At 71.6% G+C, this 21,964-nt stretch carries 18 protein-coding genes; 5 read left to right on the forward strand and 13 right to left on the reverse strand.

All coding sequences use genetic code 11. The features are described 5' to 3' along the window. Positions 1–29: 29 nt before the first annotated feature. Entirely contained in the window at positions 30–704 is a 675-nt protein-coding gene (locus tag ACH45E_RS23305) for a hypothetical protein (RefSeq protein WP_361439362.1), read from the forward strand. Between the two features lie 21 nt (positions 705–725). Here the strand turns inward: ACH45E_RS23305 and ACH45E_RS23310 are convergent, their stop codons facing one another. From ACH45E_RS23310 to ACH45E_RS23350, 9 genes are all read right to left on the reverse strand, one after another. Further along, a complete protein-coding gene (locus tag ACH45E_RS23310) occupies positions 726–2,264 on the reverse strand; it encodes an NCS1 family nucleobase:cation symporter-1 (protein ID WP_361439364.1) in 1,539 nt (512 codons plus the stop codon). A gap of 118 nt (positions 2,265–2,382) precedes the next feature. Then, complete coding sequence (locus ACH45E_RS23315) at positions 2,383–3,402, reverse strand: TIGR03842 family LLM class F420-dependent oxidoreductase (protein ID WP_361439365.1); 1,020 nt, start codon at positions 3,400–3,402, stop codon at positions 2,383–2,385. Between the two features lie 11 nt (positions 3,403–3,413). Further along, on the reverse strand, positions 3,414–4,817 hold the full coding sequence (hydA, locus tag ACH45E_RS23320; protein WP_361439367.1) for a dihydropyrimidinase: 1,404 nt from the start codon (positions 4,815–4,817) through the stop codon (positions 3,414–3,416). Between the two features lie 31 nt (positions 4,818–4,848). Beyond that, complete coding sequence (locus ACH45E_RS23325) at positions 4,849–5,691, reverse strand: nitrilase-related carbon-nitrogen hydrolase (RefSeq protein ID WP_361439369.1); 843 nt, start codon at positions 5,689–5,691, stop codon at positions 4,849–4,851. A gap of 155 nt (positions 5,692–5,846) precedes the next feature. After that, positions 5,847–7,421, reverse strand: coding sequence for a PucR family transcriptional regulator (locus tag ACH45E_RS23330; protein ID WP_361439371.1), 1,575 nt, complete (start codon positions 7,419–7,421; stop codon positions 5,847–5,849). Between the two features lie 47 nt (positions 7,422–7,468). After that, on the reverse strand, positions 7,469–8,755 hold the full coding sequence (locus tag ACH45E_RS23335; protein ID WP_361439373.1) for an aspartate aminotransferase family protein: 1,287 nt from the start codon (positions 8,753–8,755) through the stop codon (positions 7,469–7,471). Then, positions 8,752–9,594 (reverse strand): nitrilase-related carbon-nitrogen hydrolase, encoded by an 843-nt coding sequence (locus ACH45E_RS23340; RefSeq protein WP_361439375.1) that lies wholly within the window; start codon positions 9,592–9,594, stop codon positions 8,752–8,754. Before ACH45E_RS23340 ends, ACH45E_RS23335 begins: the two co-directional genes overlap by 4 nt. Positions 9,595–9,775: 181 nt before the next feature. Continuing rightward, on the reverse strand, positions 9,776–11,467 hold the full coding sequence (locus tag ACH45E_RS23345) for a hypothetical protein (RefSeq protein WP_361439377.1): 1,692 nt from the start codon (positions 11,465–11,467) through the stop codon (positions 9,776–9,778). Positions 11,468–11,571: 104 nt separating this feature from the next. Continuing rightward, positions 11,572–11,838 carry a helix-turn-helix transcriptional regulator gene (locus tag ACH45E_RS23350; RefSeq protein WP_361439379.1) on the reverse strand — a complete coding sequence of 89 codons (267 nt, stop codon included), beginning with the start codon at positions 11,836–11,838 and terminating at the stop codon, positions 11,572–11,574. A 32-nt stretch (positions 11,839–11,870) separates the two neighbouring features. On the opposite strand from ACH45E_RS23350, the gene map reads away from it, so the two are divergent. Both map and ACH45E_RS23360 read left to right on the forward strand, forming a co-directional pair. Continuing rightward, a complete protein-coding gene (map, locus tag ACH45E_RS23355) occupies positions 11,871–12,647 on the forward strand; it encodes a type I methionyl aminopeptidase (protein WP_361439381.1) in 777 nt (258 codons plus the stop codon). Positions 12,648–12,852: 205 nt separating this feature from the next. Beyond that, positions 12,853–15,420: an ATP-dependent Clp protease ATP-binding subunit gene (locus tag ACH45E_RS23360; RefSeq protein ID WP_361439383.1), complete on the forward strand. Its 2,568-nt coding sequence runs from the start codon at positions 12,853–12,855 to the stop codon at positions 15,418–15,420. A gap of 22 nt (positions 15,421–15,442) precedes the next feature. On the opposite strand, the gene ggt is transcribed toward ACH45E_RS23360, so the two are convergent. Continuing rightward, entirely contained in the window at positions 15,443–17,242 is a 1,800-nt protein-coding gene (gene ggt, locus ACH45E_RS23365) for a gamma-glutamyltransferase (RefSeq protein WP_361439385.1), read from the reverse strand. A 116-nt stretch (positions 17,243–17,358) separates the two neighbouring features. Here ggt and ACH45E_RS23370 point away from each other — a divergent pair, with 116 nt between their 5' ends. Next, positions 17,359–18,123, forward strand: coding sequence for a hypothetical protein (locus tag ACH45E_RS23370; protein ID WP_361439387.1), 765 nt, complete (start codon positions 17,359–17,361; stop codon positions 18,121–18,123). 116 nt (positions 18,124–18,239) lie between these two features. Continuing rightward, complete coding sequence (locus ACH45E_RS23375) at positions 18,240–19,808, forward strand: alpha/beta fold hydrolase (protein WP_361439389.1); 1,569 nt, start codon at positions 18,240–18,242, stop codon at positions 19,806–19,808. Between the two features lie 136 nt (positions 19,809–19,944). Here ACH45E_RS23375 and ACH45E_RS23380 read toward each other — a convergent pair whose 3' ends face one another. The 3 genes from ACH45E_RS23380 to ACH45E_RS23390 form a co-directional block, all read right to left on the reverse strand. Next, on the reverse strand, positions 19,945–20,361 hold the full coding sequence (locus ACH45E_RS23380; RefSeq protein ID WP_361439391.1) for a DUF6278 family protein: 417 nt from the start codon (positions 20,359–20,361) through the stop codon (positions 19,945–19,947). 119 nt (positions 20,362–20,480) lie between these two features. Then, positions 20,481–21,260 carry an exodeoxyribonuclease III gene (locus ACH45E_RS23385; RefSeq protein WP_361439393.1) on the reverse strand — a complete coding sequence of 260 codons (780 nt, stop codon included), beginning with the start codon at positions 21,258–21,260 and terminating at the stop codon, positions 20,481–20,483. Between the two features lie 57 nt (positions 21,261–21,317). Then, entirely contained in the window at positions 21,318–21,953 is a 636-nt protein-coding gene (locus ACH45E_RS23390; protein ID WP_361439395.1) for an MBL fold metallo-hydrolase, read from the reverse strand. Positions 21,954–21,964 lie beyond the last annotated feature (11 nt).

Here is a 21,964-nt window from a genome sequence, read left to right on the forward strand (position 1 = left end):
CACAGCCCTCCCCCACGAGAAGTGCGCCCGTGCCCCCTCTTTCTCTGCCGCTCGCCCTGACCGCGCGTCTGTCGCCGGTGGCCGTACTGGCCACGGCCGGCTGGGCGCTGGCGTCCGGTCCGTTCGCCCCGGCGCCGGCCGCCGGGCACCAGCCGGCCGCCCAGAAGACGGCCACCCAGTCACCCTCGGCGCCGTCGTCGACGACGGCCGGTTCGACGACGTACGGCGCAGCGCCCGCGCCCTGCGGCAGCGTGACGGCCGCGACGGTCAAGTCACTGGTGCCGGGCGCCAGGACGGCCGGGAAGGAGATCCCGTCCACCGACACCAAGCTGCGCCGCACCTGCTCCTGGAACGCGCTCAAGGGGTACGACTACCGCTGGCTCGACGTGTCGTTCGAGATGACGGCCTCGGACCAGGCGGCACAGAAGGAGTACAAGGACCGCGTAACGGAGAAAAGCGGCGGAGGGGATGTTCCGGGCGTCGGTGACGCCGGGTACTCCGTCGTGAACCTCACCACCGAGGACAAGCAGCAGACGCGCGAGGGCACGGTGCTGGTGCGTGCCGCCAACGCGCTGGTGGTGGTCACGTACAACGGCAGCGACTTCGAGTCGAAGAAGGCGCCGGGTACGGACGAGATCAACAAGGGGGCCATCAAGGCCGCCAAGGACGCGGTGAAGGCCTTGGAGGGCGGCAGGACCAGCTGACGGCCGCCCTCCGGCCACTCGTCAGACCACGGAGGGCGCGGTGGTGTCCTTCCGCCCGGTCAGCAGCATCAGCGCCAGGTAGAGCACGAGCGAGGTACCCAGGCCCACCGCCCAGCCGTAGTCGGCCAGCGAGGACAGCGCCGGGATCGGCCGGCCGTCGATCAGCGGCTTGAAGCTGGCGCCGCCGACGGCCAGCACACCGCCCGCCACGAACGCGACGACCGCCCGCCAGTTCCAGCCGCCCGCGTACCAGTACCGGCCGCCCGTGCGGTAGAGGTCGGTCAGCTCCAGCCGGGTGCGGCGCAGGATCCAGTAGTCGGCGATGAGGATGCCGGCGACCGTGCCGAGCAGACCGCCGACCAGGCCGAGCCAGGTGAAGATGTAGCCCTGCGGGTCGGAGTACAGCTTCCACGGGAAGATCAGCACGCCGAGCACACAGGTGGTGAGGGCGCCGGTACGGAAACTGATCCTGCGGGGCGCGATGTTGGAGAAGTCGAAGGCCGGCGAGACCAGGTTGGCCGCGATGTTGACGGACAGGGTCGCCACCAGCACGGTCACCAGCGCGTACAGCAGGCCCACCACGCTGTCGGTCTGCGCGGCCAGCTGTACCGGGTCCCAGATCGGCTTGCCGTACACCGCCTGCGAGCCTGAGGTCACCAGCACGGAGAGGAACGCGAAGAGGGTCATCGTGGTCGGCAGGCCGAGCGCCTGGCCCCAGGTCTGCGCCTTCTGGCTCTTTCCGTAGCGGGTGAAGTCCGGGATGTTCAGGGACAGCGTGGACCAGAAGCCGATCATGCCCATGAGGGAGGGCCAGAACAGCTTCCAGAAGTCGCCGCCCCAGCCCAGCTTGGACGGCTGGTCGAACAGCGGGCCGAGGCCGCCGGCCTTGTCGCTCATCCACCACAGCATCACGAAGGCGCCGACCAGCACGAAGGGCGCGGCCCAGTTCTCGAAGCGGCGGATCGTCTCCATGCCCCGGTAGATGATCGCGACCTGGATCGCCCAGAAGATCGCGAACGACAGCCACATGGTCCAGGCGTAGCCGCCGATGTGCGAGGCGCCCGACCAGCTGTCGCCGATCAGCTTCCCGGCGAGGAAGTAGATGGCCTCGCCGCCGATCCAGGTCTGGATGCCGAACCAGCCGCAGGCCACCAACGCCCGTACGACGGCGGGCAGGTTGGCGCCGCGCACACCGAAGGAGGCGCGGGCGAAGACCGGGAAGGGGATGCCGTACTTGGGTCCGGCGTGCCCGGTGAGCAGCATCGGCACGAGCACGATCAGGTTGGCCAGGGCGATGGTGAACACCGCCTGCTTCCAGTCCATGCCCACGGCGATGAGCCCGGAGGCGAGGGTCCAGGAGGCGGTGTTGTGGGCCATGCCGACCCACAGCGCGGAGAAGTTGTAGGTGGTCCAGGTGCGTCCGGCCACCGGGACCGGGAGCAGGTCCTCATTGGCGTAGGGGCCGCTGGGCTGCGGCACTCCGGGGGCGATCTCCACCCGGCCGTCGGCGAGGGTGACTTGGGAGGTGGGCGGTATGGCGGTGGGAGCGGTGTCGGTCATGGGCAGGCCAATCGAACGAGGTGGGACGGGAGAGGCCGTGCGGGCACTCGCCCCTCCCCGGGGACTGCGGGGAGGGGTGACCAGGAGTGGGGGGTTCACCGGAAAGCGGTGGTGGGGCTCAGGAGTTGACGGCGGGGATCACCCGCGACCCGTAGGTGTCGATGACGGATTCCTGCGCGTCGTGCATGTCGTACACGGCGAACTGGTCGACGCCCAGCTCGCGGAGGACGTTCAGTTTCTCGATGTGCTTGTCGGCCGGGCCGATCAGGCAGAACCGGTCGACGATCTCGTCCGGCACGAACTGGGTGTCGGGGTTGCCGCTGCGCCCGTGGTGGGCGTAGTCGTAGCCCTGCCGGGCCTTGATGTAGTCGGTGAGTTCGTCGGGTACGGCCGCGGAGTGCTCGCCGTACTTGGCGACCAGGTCGGCGACGTGGTTGCCGACCATCCCGCCGAACCAGCGGCACTGCTCGCGGGCGTGGGCGAGCGCCTCGGGCGAGTCGTCCTCGGTGACGTACGCGGGGGCGGCGACGCAGATCTTCACCTCGGCCGGGTCGCGGCCGGCGGCGGCAGCCGCGTCCTTCACGGCCTTGACCATGTACTCGGTCAGATACGGGTCGGCCAGCTGGAGGATGAACCCGTCGGCCTCCTCACCGGTCATCTTCAGCGCCCTGGGCCCGTACGCGGCCATCCACACGGGCAGTTCGGCGCCCGGTTTGATCCACGGGAACCTGATCACCGTGCCGCCGAGGTCGGCCTCCTCGCCGCGGCCGAGCGCCCGGATGACCTTCATGGCCTCGCTGATGCGGGCGAGGGTGTTGGGCTTGCGGCCCGCGACGCGCATCGCGGAGTCGCCGCGGCCGATGCCGCAGACGGTGCGGTTGCCGAACATGTCGTTGAGGGTGGCGAAGGTGGAGGCGGTGACCTCCCAGGTGCGGGTGCCCGGGTTGGTGACCATGGGACCGACCGTCAACCGGTCCGTGCGCGACAGGATCTGACTGTAGATCACGAAGGGTTCCTGCCAGAGCACGGCGGAGTCGAAGGTCCAGCCGTACGTGAAGCCGTTGCGCTCGGCGCGCTGCATCAGGCTGATGACACGGGAGGCCGGCGGGTCGGTCTGCAGGACGAGTCCGAAGTCCATGAGCGCCACTCCTAGTTGAGGTACTGACAGGTGGAGCGCGGGGTGTAGACACCGTGGCCGGCGTGTCCGGTGTACTCCCGCTCGGTGATGACGGGTTCGCCGCGCGAGAGCACGGTCTCGACCCGGCCGGTGGTGCGCCTGCCCTCGTACGCCGAGTAGTCGACGTTCATGTGGTGGGTCTCGGCGGACATGATCTGCTCGGCGTGCGGGTCGTAGATGACGACGTCGGCGTCGGCGCCCGGGGCGATGGTGCCCTTCTTCGGGTACATGCCGAACATCCGGGCCGGGGTGGCGCAGGCGATCTCGATCCAGCGGCGGCGGCTGATGTGTCCGTCGACGACGGCCTGGTGGAGCAGGTCCATGCGGTTCTCCACGCCCGGCAGGCCGTTGGGGATCTTGGAGAAGTCGCCACGGCCGAGTTCCTTCTGGCCCGTGAAGCAGAAGGGGCAGTGGTCGGTGGAGACGACCTGGAGGTCGTTGGTCCTGAGCCCCTGCCACAGCTTGGCCTGGTGCTCCTTGGGGCGGAGCGGCGTGCTGCACACGTACTTCGAGCCCTCGAAGTCGGGTTCGGCGAGGTTGTCGGTCGACAGGAACAGGTACTGCGGGCAGGTCTCGCCGAAGACGGGGAGCCCCTCGTCACGTGCCCGGGCCAGTTCGGCCACCGCCTCCATGGCCGAGACGTGCACGACGTACAGCGGGGCGCCGGCGACCTGGGCGAGCCTGATGGCGCGATGGGTGGCCTCGGCCTCCAGCAGGGCCTTGCGGACCTCGCCGTGGTACCTCGGGTCCGTCTCCCCGCGGGCCAGCGCCTGTTCCACCAGCACGTCGATGGCGATGCCGTTCTCCGCGTGCATCATGATCAGCCCGCCGTTCTCGGCGGAGCGCTGCATGGCGCGCAGGATCTGGCCGTCGTCGCTGTAGAAGACGCCCGGGTAGGCCATGAACTGCTTGAAGGAGGTCACGCCCTCCTCCACCAGCAGGTCCATCTCCTTCAGCGTCTCCTGGTTGACGTCGGAGACGATCATGTGGAAGCCGTAGTCGATGGCGCAGTTGCCCTCGGCCTTGGCGTGCCAGGCGTCCAGGCCCTCGCGCAGGGAGTGGCCGACGCTCTGGACCGCGAAGTCGACGATCGTGGTCGTGCCGCCCCAGGCGGCGGCCCGGGTGCCGGTCTCGAAGGTGTCGGAGGCGAAGGTGCCGCCGAAGGGCAGCTCCATGTGGGTGTGCGCGTCGACGCCGCCCGGGATGACGTACTTCCCGGTGGCGTCGATGACCTGGTCGGCGGTGAAGGCCTCGGCTGCCGGGGTGCCGGAGGCGGCGAGGGCGGCGATGCGCCCGTCCTCGATCAGGACGTCGGCGTGGATCTCGTCGGACGCGGTGATGACGAGGCCACCGCGGATGACGGTACGGCTGCTCATGGTCCCTCTCCTGCCAGGGTGGACGGTGCGGTCAGGGTGCGGTCAGCGGGGGGTACGCGTCGGGGCGGCGGTCCCGGTAGAACTGCCAGCGGTCGCGGACCTCGCGCAGCTTGGCCATGTCCAGGTCACGGACGACGAGTTCGGGCTCCTTGTCGGAAGCCACCTCGCCCACGAACTTGGCCTCGGGGTCGACGAAGTACGTCGTCCCGTAGAAGTCGTTGTCGCCCAGCTCCTCGACACCGACCCGGTTGATCGCGCCGACGAAGTACTCGTTGGCGACCGCCGCGGCCGGCTGCTCCAGCTGCCACAGGTAGGCGGACAGGCCGCGCGAGGTGGCCGACGGGTTGAAGACGATCTCGGCGCCGGCCAGGCCCAGCGCCCGCCAGCCCTCCGGGAAGTGGCGGTCGTAGCAGATGTAGACACCGATCCTCCCGACCTTGGTGTCGAAGACCGGCCAGCCGGCGTTGCCGGGACGGAAGTAGAACTTCTCCCAGAAGCCCGGCACTTGGGGAATGTGGTGCTTGCGGTACTTGCCGAGGTACGAGCCGTCCGCGTCGATCACGGCTGCCGTGTTGTACAGGACGCCGGGCTGCTCCTCCTCGTACATCGGCAGGATGAGGACGATGCCCAGTTCCTTGGCGAGCGCCTGGAAGCGCTTGACGATGGGGCCGTCCGGGATCGCTTCCGCGTACTCGTAGAAGGCCTTGTCCTGGACCTGGCAGAAGTAGGGTCCGTAGAACAGTTCCTGGAAGCACAGCACCTGGGCACCCTGCGCGGCCGCGTCGCGGGCCGCCTGCTCGTGCACCTGGATCATCGATTCCTTGTCGCCGGTCCAGGCGGTCTGGAAGAGGGCGGCACGGATCACTCTGCTCATCGGGACCTCCGGTCGCTCGGTGTACGGCGAGAGTAGGAAGCCCGGAAGGCCGGTTTGAGTTGCAGCGTGTCACGTCTGCGGGTGGGCGGCGTGTCACCGTGTCACGTGTTGCCGGGCCCATGTTTCACCGCCGTTTTCGCAGGTCATCGTAAGTTTCAGCCCTGTTGCGCGTCGTGTGCGAGGAGCGCGATGTGCACGGAGGCCGCCTGCTCGAAGTCGTCGAGGTCGACGCCGAGGCGGCCCTGTATCGCTTCCAGCCGGCGGTAGAGCGCGGGCCGGGAGACGTGGTGGAGCTGGGCGGTGCGGGACTTGTTGCGGCCGGTGGCCAGGTAGGTCCGCAGGACGTTCAGCAGGTCCTCGCCGGCGCCGCACAGCAGCCCGTCCAGCTCCCGTTCGGCGAAGGACTGCACGTGCGGGTCGTCCCGCAGCAGCCGGATCAGGCCGCGCAGATGGACGTCCCGGAGACGGACGACGGCAGGGAGGGCCAGGGCGGCCGAGGAGTCGGCCACGGCGTCGGCGACGTGCTGGGCCTCGCGCAGACCGGCGGGTACGTCGTCCCAGGCGGTGCGCGGATCGGCGGCGGCGACCACCGTGCGGGCCTGACCGGACTCGGTGCGCAGCCGGGCCGCGAAGTGCGCCGCGAGGGCCTCGGCGTCCTGGTCGCGGGCGAGGCTGAGCAGCACGGCGGTGGCCCCGTCGGCGAGCTCGGCGACGAGTCCGGGCAGGCCCAGCAGCCTGAGCATGCGGTCGAGCCCGGCGGGTTCCGCGTCCCGGACGACCAGCGGCACGAAGGTGCGCCGGTTGACCGGCAGCCCGGCCGCGCGGGCCCGGGGCAGCAGCTGGCGGGCCGGTACGACGCCGGAGACCAGGTCGGTCAGCAGGCTCTGCGCGGACTGCTCCTCCCAGCTGTGGGCGGCGGAGCCGCCGAGCATGCGGTGCAGGACGAGGGCCTCGGCGGCGCGGTCGGCGAGCAGCCGTCCGGTGGCGGTGTCGCCCCGGTGCCCGCACAGCACGATCCAGCCCCATCGCTCGCCACGCCCGCCGAGGTCGGCGCGGATCCAGCCGTCGCCGGGGCCGCCGCCCGCCTGCCGGGCGATACGTTCCCAGTCGCGCAGTACGTCGTCCACGGCGGACCGCTCCCCCGCCGTGGCCAGCACGCGGTGGGCGAGGTTGGTGACGACGACGGGGCAGCCGCTGTGCTGGGCCACCTCGTCAAGGAGCCGTTGCAGCGGGGCGCCCGCGGTGATGAGCCCGGTGAGGGCGGTGCGTACCGCCTCCGACAGGCTCACCGCGGCGAACTTCCGCCGCACCAGCCGGGACTGCACCTCCTCGGTCAGTTCGGCGAAGGGGAACGGGCGGTGCAGGACGACCAGGGGCAGCCCGCACCGCTCGGCGGCCCGGCGCATCACGTCCGGCGGGGCGGGGAAGGCCCGGCCGAGCCCGAGGACGACGGCGGCGGCCTCGGCGCGGTGCAGGGACTGGATGTACTCGGCCTGTTTGCCCTCGTCACCGGCGAGCAGCACCCCGGTGGTGAGCACCATCTCGCCGCCGCTGAGCATCACGCCGACGTCGGGGGCCTCGGCGACGTGCACCCAGCGCACGGGCCGGTCGAGCTGGGCGGCGCCGGCCACCACCTCCGGCTCCCCGGCGAGCACCCGCTCCAGGTTCAGGACCTGCCGGACCGACAGGGCGGGTTCCAGGCTCTGGAGGGTCTCGTAGGTGGTGGCCATGACCTTGTTCCCTTGCTCATGTGCTGCCCGGGGCAGCCCGGTCGGTGCTACCAGGTGCTCCTCAGCGCGCGTTCGAGGATCGCGGCGCCCTCCTCGGCCTCCGCGACGGTCAGGGACAGCGGCGGTGCGATCCGCAGGGCGCTGGTGTTGTGGCCGCCGCCCTTGCCGAGGAGCAGCCCGTCCGCGCGGGCCGCCTCCAGCACCGCGGCGGCCGCCTGCGGATCGGCCCGGTCGGTGCCGGGCTTGACCAGTTCGACGCCGATCATCAGGCCGCGTCCGCGCACCTCCCGTACGCCGGGCAGCTGCGCGGCGACGGCCCGCAGCCGCTCGATGAGCAGCCCGCCCACCCGCCTGGCGTTGCCCTGGAGGTCGTGCTCCAGCAGGTACGCCAGGTTGGCCAGGCCCGCCGCCATGGTGATCTGGGTGCCGCCGAAGGTGGAGATGCTGTTGGCGTCCAGGCAGTTCATGATCTCGGCGCGGGCGACCACCCCGCCGATGGACATGCCGTTGCCGATGCCCTTGGCGAAGGTGAGCATGTCCGGCGGTCCGCTGCCGGCGTGCGCCTGCCAGCCCCAGAAGTGGTCGCCGGTGCGGCCCCAGCCGGTCTGCACCTCGTCGGCGATCCACAGGATGCCCTGCTCGCGCAGGACCTCACGGAACGCGGCGTACAGGCCGTCGGGCGGGGAGGTGAAGCCGCCGACTCCCTGGACGGGTTCGGCGATCAGCGCGGCGGGCGGGCGGGTGTGGCCGAGGATGTCCTTCAGGTCCTCGACGCAGGCGGCGATGAACTCGTCGTCGCCCAGAGCGGCGTACGGGCCGCGGGTGCGGACGCCGCCGTGGACGTACAGGGTCTGCAGCGGGGACAGGGAGGTCGGGGACCAGCCGCGGTTGCCGGTGATGCCGACGGCGCTGAAGGAGCGGCCGTGGTAGCTGTTGCGCATGGCGAGGACGGTGTTGCTGCGCCGGTAGGCGGTGGCGAGCAGCAGGGCGGTGTCGTTGGCCTCGGTGCCGGAGGTGGTGAAGAAGACCCGGGCGTCCGGGATGCCGGACAACTGGGCGATCCGTTCGGCGAGTTCGACCAGCGGCCGGTTGAGGTAGAGCGTGGAGGAGTGGATGATCCGCCCGGCCTGCTCGCTCACCGCCTTGGTCACCTCGGGCAGGGCGTGCGCGGTCATCGTGGTGAGGATGCCGCCGAAGAAGTCGAGGTAGCGCTTGCCGGCGGCGTCCCAGACGTGACGGCCCTCGCCGTGGGTGAGCTCGATCGGGTCCTCGTAGTAGAGGGCGAGCCAGTCGGGCAGGACGGCCCGGTGGCGGCCCAGCAGGTCCTTGGTCACGGCTGCACCAGCCCTTCGTAGGCGTCGGGGCGGCGGTCGCGGTAGAACGCCCACGTCTGCCGGACTTCTTCGATGAGGTCGAAGTCGAGGTCCCGGACGAGGAGTTCCTCCTTGGTGTCACTCGCGGGCTCGCCGACGAACTGCCCGCGCGGGTCGACGAAGTAGCTCGTGCCGTAGAAGTCGTTGTCGCCGTACTCCTCGACGCCGACCCGGTTGATCGCGGCGACGAAGTACTCGTTGGCGACGGCCGCGGCGGGCTGCTCGAGGCGCCACAGATGGGAGGACAGGCCGCGGTGGGTGGCGGACGGGTTGTAGACGAGCTGGGCGCCGTTCAGGCCGAGTTGCCGCCAGCCCTCCGGGAAGTGCCGGTCGTAGCAGATGTAGACGCCGACCTTGCCGACGGCGGTGTCGAAGACGGGCCAGCCGAGGTTGCCCGGCCTGAAGTAGTACTTCTCCCAGAAGCCCTTGACCTGCGGGATGTGGTGCTTGCGGTACTTGCCGAGGTAGCTGCCGTCGGCGTCGATCACGGCCGCGGTGTTGTAGTAGTGACCCGACTGCTCGATCTCGAACACCGGGACGACGATCACCATGCCGGTCTCGCGGGCCAGTTCCCGCATCCGGCTGACGGTCGGCCCGTCGGGCACCGGCTCGGCCCAGCGGTAGTGCTCCGCTTCCTGGACCTGACAGAAGTAGGGGGCGTTGAAGACTTCCTGGAACCCGATGACCTTGACGCCCTGCCGGGCGGCCTCGCGGGCGTGTTCCTCGTGTTTCGCCACCATGGACGCGGTGTCGCCGGTCCAGGTGGCTTGGACCAGTGCGGCGCGGACGACGTTCGCCATGAGCTGCTCCTTCGACGGGACGTTCATCCCTCTACGCACGTAGACGCAAGCGGTAGAGGGACGAACGTAAGCCTCCCGGACGGCCTTGCCAAGACCATCGCCGTCAACCCGCTGAGTCGATCGTGTTTCGCACTCCAGTGGGCGATCAGGGGTTACCCGCGGTATGCCCGCGGTACGGCGTTCAGGCGGTGAATCCGGCGACGCGGACGGCGTGCACCAGGTCCCAGTGCCGCTCCTGGGAGACGCCCCGCGCGGCCTGGAGCAGCAGCGGGACCAGGCGCCGCGGGTCGGCGGCGACGCTGCGCGCGGCCTCCTCGGGGGTGCGGACCCGGACGTAGGCGTCCAGCAGGACCCGCACCTCGCGCCCGCGGCCCTGCGTGTCCAGCGCCAGCACGGCCTCGGCTATCTCGGCGGCGGGGCGGGCGACGCCCTGCCGCAGGATCTGCTGCCCGTCGGCGGAGCGCCCCGCCGCGTCCAGGGCGTCGGCCGCGGCCACCAGCCGGTCGGCGGGCAGCGAGGCGGCCTCCCACAGCAGGGTCGTCCAGTCGGCGCCGAGCCCGGCGCGCCGGAGCTGTGCCGCGAGCGGCGGGAAGCGGGAGGCGGGCCAGTACGCGGCCTCGGCCAGCAGGGCGTGCGCCTCGCCGCTGCGGCCCTCCGCACGCAGCCGTACGAGCCGCTCGACGGCCCCGGCGACGGCCCGCGCCGCCTCCGCGTCCGTGGCGTCCGTGGCGTTCGCGGGCTCGGCCCGCGGTACCGGCCGCCGCACCTCCTGCGCGGCTCCGGCGAACCGGGCGCCGCGCGGGGTACGCCGCGGGGCGGGCGCCGGGTCGGGGGCGAGCGGTGCCGCCGGGGCCTGCTCCACCCCCGGCAGGACGGCCGGCGCCGCCTCGCCCTCGGCCATCCCGGCGAAGCGGGCACTGCCTCGGCGGCGCTTGCGCTGCTTGGGGGCGGTGGGGGGCGGCTCGGGGGCGGGGGCCCATTCGGGCGTGGGGTGCGCGGACGGGGCCGGGGTGGTGGCGGGGTCGGACGCGGCGGGTTGCTCGTGGTCGGCGGCCGGTGCCCGGTCGGGGCGGCGGAAAGGATGGAAGACGGCGGGGGCGGAGGGGGTGTCGGAGGGGGTGTCGGAGGTGGTGTCGGAGGTGGTGTCGGAGGTGGTGTCAGGGGTGGTGGTCCGCAGGGCGCCGCCCGGGGAACCAGGCGTGCGGGACGACCGGAGGTCCCCCGCCGCGGACCGTGCCGACGACTCGCGATGCGGGCCTTTCGCCTCGGCCGGGGCCGCCTCGCCGCCGCCCCTCGTAACCCCGTCCCCGACGTGGAGCACGTCCCCGTCCGCGCCCGGCCGGACGGCCAGGATGCCGTGTGCCGTGCGCCGGTCCAGGCCGGCCGTACGAGAACGGAGTTCCGCGCACCGCGCGGTGGCGCGTTCGTGGTCGTCGCGGGCCCAGGCGAGGTCGAGGCGGAGGGCGTCGGCCTCCTGAGGCGTGGTGGCCGCGGCGAGCAGCCGGTTCAGTTCGGCCTGCCGTTCGGCGGCGTACCGCTGCTCGCGCAGCATCACGTCGAGCCGGTCGCCCAGTTCCGCCCGGGCGCCCGGCAGGGAGTCGTATGCGTCGAGGGCGGCCACGTGCAGGATCCGGGCCCGTTCCGTCTCGGCCTCCGCGGCCGGGGCGCCGTACGTCACCGCGAGGTCGTGCAGGAGCGCGTCCACCACGTCCCACGGCGGCACCTCACGCCCGCCGAGGCAGGCCCGCATGCCTTCGGGGTCGCGTTGCCAGAACACCCCGCACCAGCCGCCGCCCTGATCCAGGCGCGCCAGCAGACCGTCCAGGTAGTCCGCGAACTCCCTTACCCGACCAGGGAGTTGATCCACAGCCATCGCCCAACTCCCGCCAGAGAGGAGCACTCCGGTTCCGTAGGCAACACCAGTTGTGTTACAGCGCTGCTACGGCCAGTTTTCGGAGAAGATGCGCGAGCCGCCCATTACGCGTTCTTGACCGGCGCACCGGCGAGCTCGCACCGCTCGGCCACCTCGTCCATGGACAGGCCGAGCGCCCGGGCCAGCGCGGCCACCGTGAAGAACGCCGGAGTGGGAGCGCGGCCCGTCTCGATCTTGCGGAGGGTCTCGGCCGAGATGCCCGCCTCGGCGGCGACATCCGTCATGCTCCGCGCGCCACGCGCGTCACGCAGCAACCGCCCGAGCCGCTCGCCGCGCTCGCGCTCCTCGGGGGTGAGAGGGGTACGCACCATGCCGTCATTCTAATACCGGTATAGTAATTGGCATGGTGGAACTGAAGACGGACACGTCGATCGAAGCGATGCACGCGGCGGGCCGGGTAGTGGGGCGGGCCCTCACGGCCGTACGGGAGGCCGCGACCGTCGGCGTCAGCCTGCTGGAACTGGACGAGGTGGCCCGGGAGGTGCTGCGCGAGGCGGGTGCCTCCTCACCGTTCCTCGGCTACCGCCCCTCCTTCGCCCCGACCCCGTTCCCCGCGGTGATCTGCGCCTCGGTCAACGACGCGATCGTGCACGGAATCCCGGACCGGTACCGGCTGCGCGACGGCGACCTGGTCTCCATCGACTGCGGCGCCCAACTGGACGGATGGGCCGGCGACTCGGCGATCAGCTTCACCGTGGGACGGGCCCGCCCGGCCGACGTACGGCTGATCGAGACGGCCGAGCGGGCCCTGGCGGCCGGCATCGAGGCGGCGGTCGTCGGCAACCGCATCGGCGACATCGCCCACGCTGTCGGCACGGTGTGCCGGGCCGCGGGATACGGCATCCCGGACGGTTTCGGCGGCCACGGCATCGGCCGCCACATGCACGAGGACCCACCGGTCCCCAACGAGGGCCGCCCCGGCCGGGGCCTCCGCCTCCGCCACGGCATGGCCCTGGCGATCGAGCCGATGCTCATCGCCGGCGGCACCGACGGCTACTACGAGGCCCCGGACGGCTGGACACTCCGCACGACCGACGGATCCCGAGCGGCCCACGCGGAACACACGGTGGCGATCACGGATGGCGGCCCCAGGATCCTGACGGCACGCGAGCCCACCTGAAGGGGCGCGGGGCTGTATCGATATGCGGCTCCGCCGCGTGGGCGCGACAAGCCCCCACTCGCCCGCACCCGCGAAACGACACGAAGCACCCATACCGTAGGCGCTCCGGACATGCCCCGAGAAACAGAACGTGCCATCGTGGCATGAGCGCACCCCTTCCCGGTTACCCGGCGGGAGCCAAACGTCAGCGAAGGAAACGGAAACGATGACCAGCGGCTTCATCGGCCCGGAGGGCGACCCCTTCGGCGACTTCCTCGCCCGCTTCTTCGGCGGAGCCGGCCCCCAATCCGGACCCCGCCACATCGACCTCGGCCGGCTGCTGAGCCAGCCGGCCAGGGAACTGGTGAGAGGCGCCGCCCAGTACGCCGCCGAGCACGGCAGCCGGGACCTGGACACGCAGCACCTGCTGCGCGCGGCGCTCGCCGCCGAACCCACCCGGAGTCTGCTCAGCCGGGCCGGGGCGAACCCGGACTCGCTCGCGACGGAGATCGACGAGCGGTCCGGGCCGGTCCAGCATCCGCCGGGCGAGGCACCGCCGCCGACGACGCTGTCCCTGACCCCGGCGGCCAAGCGCGCCCTGCTGGACGCGCACGACCTGGCCCGCTCGCGCGGCGCCGGATACATCGGCCCCGAGCATGTGCTGAGCGCGCTGGCCGCGAACCCGGACTCGGCCGCGGGGCACATCCTGCACGCGGCCCGCTACGCGTCCTCCGGCCTACCGCCCGAGGCTTCCGAGGCCGACCGGACGCGGACCGCCGAGCGGCAGCGCCCCACGTCGACGCCGACGCTGGACAAGTACAGCCGCGACCTGACCGACCTGGCCCGGCAGAGCGGCATCGACCCGGTGATCGGGCGGGACGACGAGATCGAGCAGACCATCGAGGTGCTCTCCCGGCGCGGCAAGAACAACCCGGTCCTGATCGGTGACGCGGGCGTCGGCAAGACCGCGATCGTGGAGGGCCTGGCCCAGCGGATCGCCGACGGGGACGTGCCCGACGTCCTCCTCGGGCGCCGCGTGGTCGCCCTGGACCTGACCGGGGTGGTCGCGGGCACCCGCTTCCGCGGCGACTTCGAGGAACGGCTGAACAACATCGTCGGCGAGATCCGCGCCCACTCCGACCGCCTGATCGTCTTCATCGACGAACTGCACACCGTCGTCGGCGCGGGCGGTGGCGGCGAGGGCGGGGCGATGGACGCGGCCAACATCCTCAAGCCCGCACTGGCCCGCGGCGAGCTGCACATCGTCGGCGCGACCACGCTGGAGGAGTTCCGGCGGATCGAGAAGGACGCGGCGCTGGCCCGCCGCTTCCAGCCGATCCTGGTGCCCGAGCCGACCGTCGCCGACGCCGTCGAGATCCTGCGCGGGCTCCACGACCGGTACGAGGCCCACCACCAGGTCCGCTACACCGACGAGGCGCTGGTGGCCGCCGTGGAGCTGTCCGACCGCTACCTCGCCGACCGCCGCCTGCCGGACAAGGCGATCGACCTGATCGACCAGGCGGGGGCACGGGTGCGGCTGGGCGCCCGGACGAAGGGCACGGACGTACGCGCCATGGAGCGCGAGGTCGAGCAGCTGACCCGGGACAAGGACCAGGCGGTCGCCGACGAGCAGTACGAGCAGGCGACCCAGCTCCGGGACCGCATCACCGGGCTGAAGCAGCGGATCGCTCAGACCACCGGCGAGGACCGGGCCGACGAGGGCCAGGACCTCGAGGTGACGACCGAGGCCATCGCCGAGGTGGTGTCCCGGCTGACCGGCATCCCGGTCAGCCGGCTCACGCAGGAGGAGAAGGAGCGGCTGCTGGGCCTGGAGCAGCACCTGCACCAGCGGGTGGTCGGCCAGGACGAGGCGGTCGCGGTGGTCGCCGAGGCGGTGATGCGCTCGCGTGCCGGGCTGGCGAGCCCCGACCGGCCGATCGGCAGCTTCCTGTTCCTGGGCCCGACCGGTGTCGGCAAGACCGAGCTGGCCCGGGCGCTGGCGGAGGCGCTGTTCGGCAGCGAGGACCGGATGGTCCGCCTGGACATGAGCGAGTACCAGGAGCGGCACACCGTCTCCCGGCTGGTCGGTGCCCCGCCCGGGTACGTCGGCCACGAGGAGGCCGGCCAGCTCACCGAGGTGGTGCGCAGGCACCCGTACTCGCTGCTGCTCCTGGACGAGGTGGAGAAGGCGCATCCGGATGTCTTCAACATCCTGCTCCAGGTGCTGGACGACGGGCGGCTGACCGACTCGCAGGGCCGCACCGTCGACTTCACCCACACGGTCATCGTGATGACCAGCAACCTCGGCTCCGAGGTGATCAACCGGCGCGGCGCCGGCATCGGCTTCGGGCCGGGCGGCGCCGAGGCCGACGAGGAGGCACGGCGGGAGCAGATCCTCAGGCCGCTGCGCGAGCACTTCCGGCCGGAGTTCCTGAACCGCATCGACGAGATCGTCGTCTTCCGTCAGCTCACCGTCGAGCAGCTGCGGCGGATCACCGATCTGCTGCTGGAGCGGACCCGCCGGATGCTGCACGCGCAGGGCGTCACGGTGGAGTTCGCCGACGCGGCCGTGAACTGGCTCGCCGAACGCGGCTACGAGCCGGAGTACGGCGCCCGTCCGCTGCGCCGCACCATCCAGCGCGAGGTCGACAACCAGTTCTCCCGGCTGCTGCTCGACGGCCGGCTCGGGGACGGCAGCCGGGTGACGGTGGATGTGGCGGACGGGCGGCTGGTGTTCCGCACGGAGGATCCGGCGGAGGATCCGGCCCAGAAGCCGCCCGTCCCGGAGTGGTGAGCCTGTGGTGGGCCCGGCGCGCTCAGCGTGCCGGGTTCACCACCATCGCCGAGCCGCCGCCGCGGCGTACCTTCTCGGCGGCGGCCAGCCATTCGCCGTTGCCGAGCCGCTGCACGCCGGTCGCGGCGCCGATCTCGGGGTTGAGCGAGAAGGAGTGCCCGATGGCCTCCAGCTTGCCGCGCAACTCGCTGTTGTAGAGGCCGGGTTCGAGTTCGGTCTTGGCCGCGTTGCGCTGGCTGGCGCGGGGTGCGGCGATGGCGTCGACCAGGGGCAGGTGCCGGTCGAGGAACCCGGTCAGGGTCTGCAGCACGGTGGTGATGATGGTGGCGCCGCCGGGCGAGCCCAGCGCCACCACCGGCCTGTCGTGCCGGTCGAGCACGATGGTCGGTGAGATCGACGACCGCGGCCGCTTGCCTGGGCCCGGCAGGTTCGGGTCGTGCACGGCCGGGTTGGCCGGGGCGAAGGAGAAGTCGGTCAGCTCGTTGTTGAGCAGGAATCCGCGGCCGGGCACGGTGATGGCGCTGCCGCCGGTCTGCTCGATGGTGAGCGTGTAGGAGACGACGTTGCCCCACTTGTCGGCGACGGTGAGGTGGGTGGTGTTCTCGCCCTCGTACGTCGTCGGGGCGGCCGTGCCGCCGGCGGCGCAGGCGGCGGGGTGGCGCGGGTCGCCGGGGGCGACCGGGCTGGTGAGGACCGAGTCGTCCTGGATCAGGCAGGCGCGCGAGTCGGCGTACTTCTGCGAGAGCAGCTGCTTGGTCGGTACGTCCTCGAAGGCGGGGTCGCCGACCCAGCGCCCGCGGTCGGCGAACGCGATACGGCTCGCCTCGATGAAGTGGTGCAGGTACTGGACGTCACCGGCCTTGGACAGGTCGGTGTTCTCCAGGATGTTGAGGGCCTCGCCGACCGTGGTGCCGCCCGAGGAGGAGGGGGCGATGGAATACACCTTCCGCCCGCGGTACGAGGTCTCCGAGGGCGCCTGGAGCTTCGCGCGGTAGGCCGCGAGGTCCTTCGCGGACAGCTTGCCGGGGCGGGCGTTCCAGCCGGAACTCCTGTCGACCGGCGGGTTGTTGACGGTGGACAGGACGTCCTTGCCGAGGTCGCCGCGGTAGACCGCGCCGACGCCCTTTCTCGCCAACTCCTCGTAGGTGCGGGCCAGGTCGGGGTTCTTGAAGGTGGAGCCGACGACCGGGAGCTGCCCGTTCGGCAGGAACAGCTTGGCGGTGTCCGGGAAGTAGCGGAAGCGGGTCTCGTTGGCCGCCGTCTGGGAGCGGAAGGTGTCGTCGACGGTGAAGCCGTCGCGGGCGATCCGTTCGGCGGGCCCCAGGACCGTGCCGAGTCCTTGGCTGCCCCACTTGTCGAGCGCCGTCTGCCAGGTGGCGGGCGTGCCGGGTGTGCCGACGCTCAGGCCGCTGCTGACGGCGTCGGCGAAGGCGAGGGGCTTGCCGTTCTCCAGGAAGAGGCCGGAGTCGGCGGTCAGCGGCGCGGTCTCCCGGCCGTCGATCGTATGCACCGTACGGGACTTGGCGTCGTAGTAGACGAAGTAGCCGCCTCCGCCGATGCCGGAGGAGTAGGGCTCGGTGACGCCGAGCGCGGCGGCCGTGGCGACGGCGGCGTCCACGGCGTTGCCGCCCTTCCTCAGCACCTCGATGCCGGCGGCGGAGGCGTCCGCGTCGACGCTGGCGACGGCACCGCCGTACCCGACGGCGACCGGGACCTTCCGTGGGACGGCGCCGGCGGCGGAGGGTGGCGCTGCCGCCCCCACCGACACCACGGCGGCCGAGACCGCCAGGACCGACAGTTTCCGTGCGACAGGGCGACGCATCCGCACCTCCAGCCGAGGGACCGTCCGGGCAGCTTAGTGCATCGTCATGATCACGTCAGGAACGCATCGAGAACGTCTCGAACACGGGTGCGCCGGACCCGCTACCATGCGCGGCCATGAACGACGACGTGCGCAATATCGTACTGGGCGTGGTGGCGGCCGGCATCAGCGCCGGGCTGGGCTGGATCGCCCGCACGTACCTGTGGAAGCGGAAGCTCCGCCGCAAGCAGGCCTTCTTCGGGCTCCCGGAGAACTCCGAGACGTTGCTCATCGTCAACCGCGACCCCGCCACGTCCGAGCCCGCGGTCCACCGCTTCGACGTGTTCGCCCTCCTGGAACTCGCCGCGCTGATCAAGGACTGCGGTGCGAATCTGCAGGTGGTGACCCAGGACTCCGTCCGGCAGGGCTTCGGCGAGCGCACCGAGTTCTGCGTGGGCGGTCCCGGCTCGAACCGGCGCATGCTGGCCCACATGTCGGCGATGCTGCCCGGCGTACGCGTCAACGTGGATCCGGAACCGGGCCCGGACCGCGGCGCCTTCCAGATCGGCGGCGAGCGCTACCGCATGGAGCCGGGCGTCACGGAGTACGTCCTGCTGGCCCGGATCACCGCGGGCGAGCGGCGCGAGGCGCGGCCGGTGTTCCTGTTCTGCGGGCAGCGGGCGATCACCAACCAGGCGGCGACCCGGTACCTCGCCCGCAACCACGAACGGCTGGCCCGCAAGCACGGCGGCAACTCCTTCGTCCTGCTGCTGAAGGTCGTCAACTCGCAGGCGTACGGCCCCGATGTGGTGGAGCTGGTCGCGGACGTGACGCGGGCGGCACAGGCGCCGCTGCCGGACCCGGAGCCCTCCCCCACGCGCGCCTCACACCGTGCCTCCTGAATTCGTTCACAGGACAACAATCGTTACTGGCACGTAACTTACCCACGGGTTACCTAGAGTAAGGCGTTCCGGTTACCGTCTGGTCACTTTGCACTGACACGAGTGAGGAGTGGCCCGTGGGCACCCATCGCCAGGCCCTGCGTACGACCGCCGTGGGCGCCGTATCCGCGACACTGATCGCCGGTGGCGTTCTCGGGCTCGCCCCGACCGCCCTGGCGGCGCAGAACGGCGTCCGTTTCGTCGACATCACCGGCGACGGCGGTACGGTGCTCAAGGCGAACGTCGTGACGCCCGCGGGGGCCGACAGCACCCGCCGCTACCCGCTGATCGTGCTGCCCACGAGCTGGAGCCTGCCCCAGGCCGAGTATCTCGCCCAGGCCCAGAAGCTCGCCGACTCCGGCTATGTCGTGCTCACCTACAACGTGCGCGGATTCTGGCAGTCCGGCGGCGAGATAGAAGTGGCGGGGCCGCCCGACACGGCCGACGCCTCCAAGGTGATCGACTGGGCGCTCGCCAACACCCCGGCGGACCCGCAGCACGTGGGGATGGCGGGGGTCTCCTACGGCGCGGGCATCAGCCTGCTGGCCGCCGCCCACGACAAGCGGATCAAGGCCGTCGCCGCGCTGAGCGGCTGGGCCGACCTGATCGGTTCCATCTACTCCGGCCGCACCCAGCACGTCCAGGCCGCCGCCCTGCTGGACGGCACGGCCACCGTCACCGGCCGGGAGAGTCCCGAACTGCGCCAGGTCTTCGACGACTTCTACGCCTCGAACCTGGCCAAGGAGCCCGAACTGGTGGCCTGGGGAAAGAAACGTTCCCCCGGAACCTACGTCGACCAGTTGAACAAGAACGGCGCGGCCGTCATGCTCGCCAACGCCTGGGGCGACACCATCTTCCCGGCCAACCAGTACGCGGACTTCTACCAGAAGCTGACCGGCCCCAAGCGACTGGAACTCCGCCCCGGCGACCACGCGACCGCCGAACTGACGGGCCTGTTCGGGCTGCCCAACGACGTGTGGACGGACACCGGGCGCTGGTTCGACCACTATCTCAAGGGCGCGGACAACGGCATCGACCGCGAGCAGCCGGTCCAGCTCAAGTCCCGTACGACGGGCGGCTACGAGGGCTACCCGGACTGGAAGTCGGTGGCCGCCACCCGCCGGAAGATCGCCCTCGCGGGCTCCACCACCCTCCACGCGAACGTCGACTCGGGCGCGGACGGCGGGGTGATCTTCCTCTCCAGCATCCTCGACCAGGTGGCCCAGCTGCCGCCCGTCGCCTCGATCCCGCTGCTCCCCCGCCGCTGGGCCGCGGTGTGGCAGTCGGAGAAGTACGCGTCCGCCCAACAGGTGCGGGGCACCGCGAGCTTGCACACCACGCTCACCCCGACCAAGGAGAGCGGCACCCTCGTCGCCTACCTGTACGACGTGGGGCCGCTCGGCCTCGGCAAGCTCGTCACCCACGCCCCGTACACCTGGCACGGACGGACGCCCGGCCAGTCGTTCGGCGTGGACCTTGATCTGTTCTCCACCGCCTACGACGTCCCGGCCGGGCACCGTCTCGCCCTGGTCGTGGACACGGTGGACCCGCTCTACATCGAGCACAACCCGTCCGGCGCGCAGCTGACCTTCTCCTCACCGGCGGACGACCCGTCATACGTGTCCGTACCGCTGCGCGAGCAGTGATCGCCGGCTGCCGCCGGCCGGGTCTGGCTCGGTGAACCGCCACCCCACGAAGGGCACATCCTATGCGACGACCGCCGGCCGGACAGCCGACCGGGGTCGCCGCCCGGTGACCGGGGACTCAACGGACTGGCCCTGCCTAGGACTCGGCGACCTCCGCGTAGAGTTGCGAGAGCTCCGGCACCCCGCTCGTGGCCCACTCGTGGCCGGACGCGAGGACGTCGAACTCACGGCCGGACGCCAGGCGTACGACCGGCCCGGCGGCCCGGACGTCCCAGGCCGCTCCGGGCACGGTGCGCACGATCACCGTGCCCAGGTAGAAGCCGGCGTCGTTGCCCAGCCAGGTCAGGGTCTCCTCGTCGTCGCGCCAGCGCGGCAGCACCTGGTCGAGCGCCTCCAGCGAACCCGGGGAGTCGTCGAGCCCGACCCCCGCCCGCTCCGCCTGGGAGCGCAGCAGCTCGCACTCGGAGAGGAGGTCGGCGACGCCCTCGGGATCGGTGGGGAGCACCGCCTCCCCGGTCTTGGGGTGCCGGTGGCCCAGGAAAGGGATGTTCATGCACCCAGCGTGGCATTCGCGCCGCCGTACGCACCACAGCCCGGGCGGTGGTGTCGTGTCCTCTACACGTCCTGCACGACCTGCACGTCCCCCACGTGCAGCATGTGCCGCACGTCCGGCTACACGTCCAGGTCGACCACGACGGGCGCGTGGTCGGAGGCGCCCTTGCCCTTGCGCTCCTCGCGGTCCACGTAGGCGTCCTTGACCGCGTTCGCGAACGGCGCGTTGCCGTACACCAGGTCGATGCGCATGCCGCGGTTCTTGGGGAAGCAGAGCTGGCGGTAGTCCCAGTAGGTGAAGGGGTGGTCGTACTTCAGCGGGCGCGGGACGACGTCGGACAGGCCCGCCTCGCGCAGGGAGGCCAGGGCGGCGCGCTCGGCGGGGGTGACGTGGGTGCTGCCCTCGAAGGCGGCCACGTCGAAGACGTCGTCGTCGGTCGGCGCCACGTTGTAGTCGCCGAGCACCGCGAACGGGCGGCTGCCGCCCGCGTCGCCGGCGACGGTGGCCTTGAGGGCCTCGAACCACTGGAGCTTGTAGGCGTAGTGCGGGTGGTCCACCTCGCGGCCGTTGGGCACGTACACCGACCAGACGCGGACCGGGCCGCAGGTCGCGGCGACGGCCCGGGGCTCCACCGCGCCGTCGTAGCCGGGGTCGCCGGGCAGGCCCTTGACGACGTCCTCGAGGCCGACGCGGGAGAGCACCGCCACGCCGTTCCACCGGCCGGTGGCGTGGACCGCCGCCTCGTAGCCCAGCTCGCGCAGCTGGTCGAACGGGAACTGCTCCTCGGCGATCTTGGCTTCCTGGAGGCAGAGCACGTCGGTGCCGCTGCTCTCCAGCCAGGCCAGCAGCCTCGGGAGGCGGGCGGTGATCGAGTTCACGTTCCAGGTCGCGATGCGCATGTCTCACAACCTACCCGGCGGGTCCGACAACGCGGCCCGCCCGGCCTCCCGGGGCGGTCAGACCTGGGCGGACGACCCCGGCGCGAGCCGCAGGTGCTCGGCGCCGCCCAGGGCGCCGATCTGGCGGTCGTAGATCGGGCGGGCGAGGTCGCTGAGCAGGGCGTCGTGGATGTCGTAGGCGCGCTGCGGGCGCACCTCGCGGACGTAGTCGATGACCTCGGAGATCTTGTTCCAGGGGGCCATGACCGGGAGCATCAGGGTCTCGACCGGCGGACCGGGGACGGTGAGGGCGTCGCCGGGGTGGAAGACCTTGCCGCCGTCGACGAGGTAGCCGACGTTGGTGATGCGCGGGATGTCCGGGTGGATCACCGCGTGCAGTTCGCCGTGGACCTGCACGTCGAAGCCCGCGGCGGTGAAGGTGTCGCCGTGGCCGACGGTGTGCACCCGGCCGGGGAAGGCCGCGGCGAGCTGGTCGGCGACCGACTTCAGCGTCCAGATCCCGGCCGCGGGGTTCGCCTCCAGCGCGGTCCGCAGCCGCCCCTCGTCGAAGTGGTCCGGGTGCTCGTGGGTGACCAGGACGGCGTCCGCGCCGGCGGCGGCGTCCTGCTCGCTGAAGCCGCCGGGATCGATGACGAGCGTCCGCCCGTCCTTCTCGAGCCGGACGCAGGCGTGGGACATCTTCGTGAGCTTCATGGCTTCCATCC

Source organism: Streptomyces sp. NPDC020299, assembly GCF_044387825.1.
GTDB lineage: Bacteria > Actinomycetota > Actinomycetes > Streptomycetales > Streptomycetaceae > Streptomyces.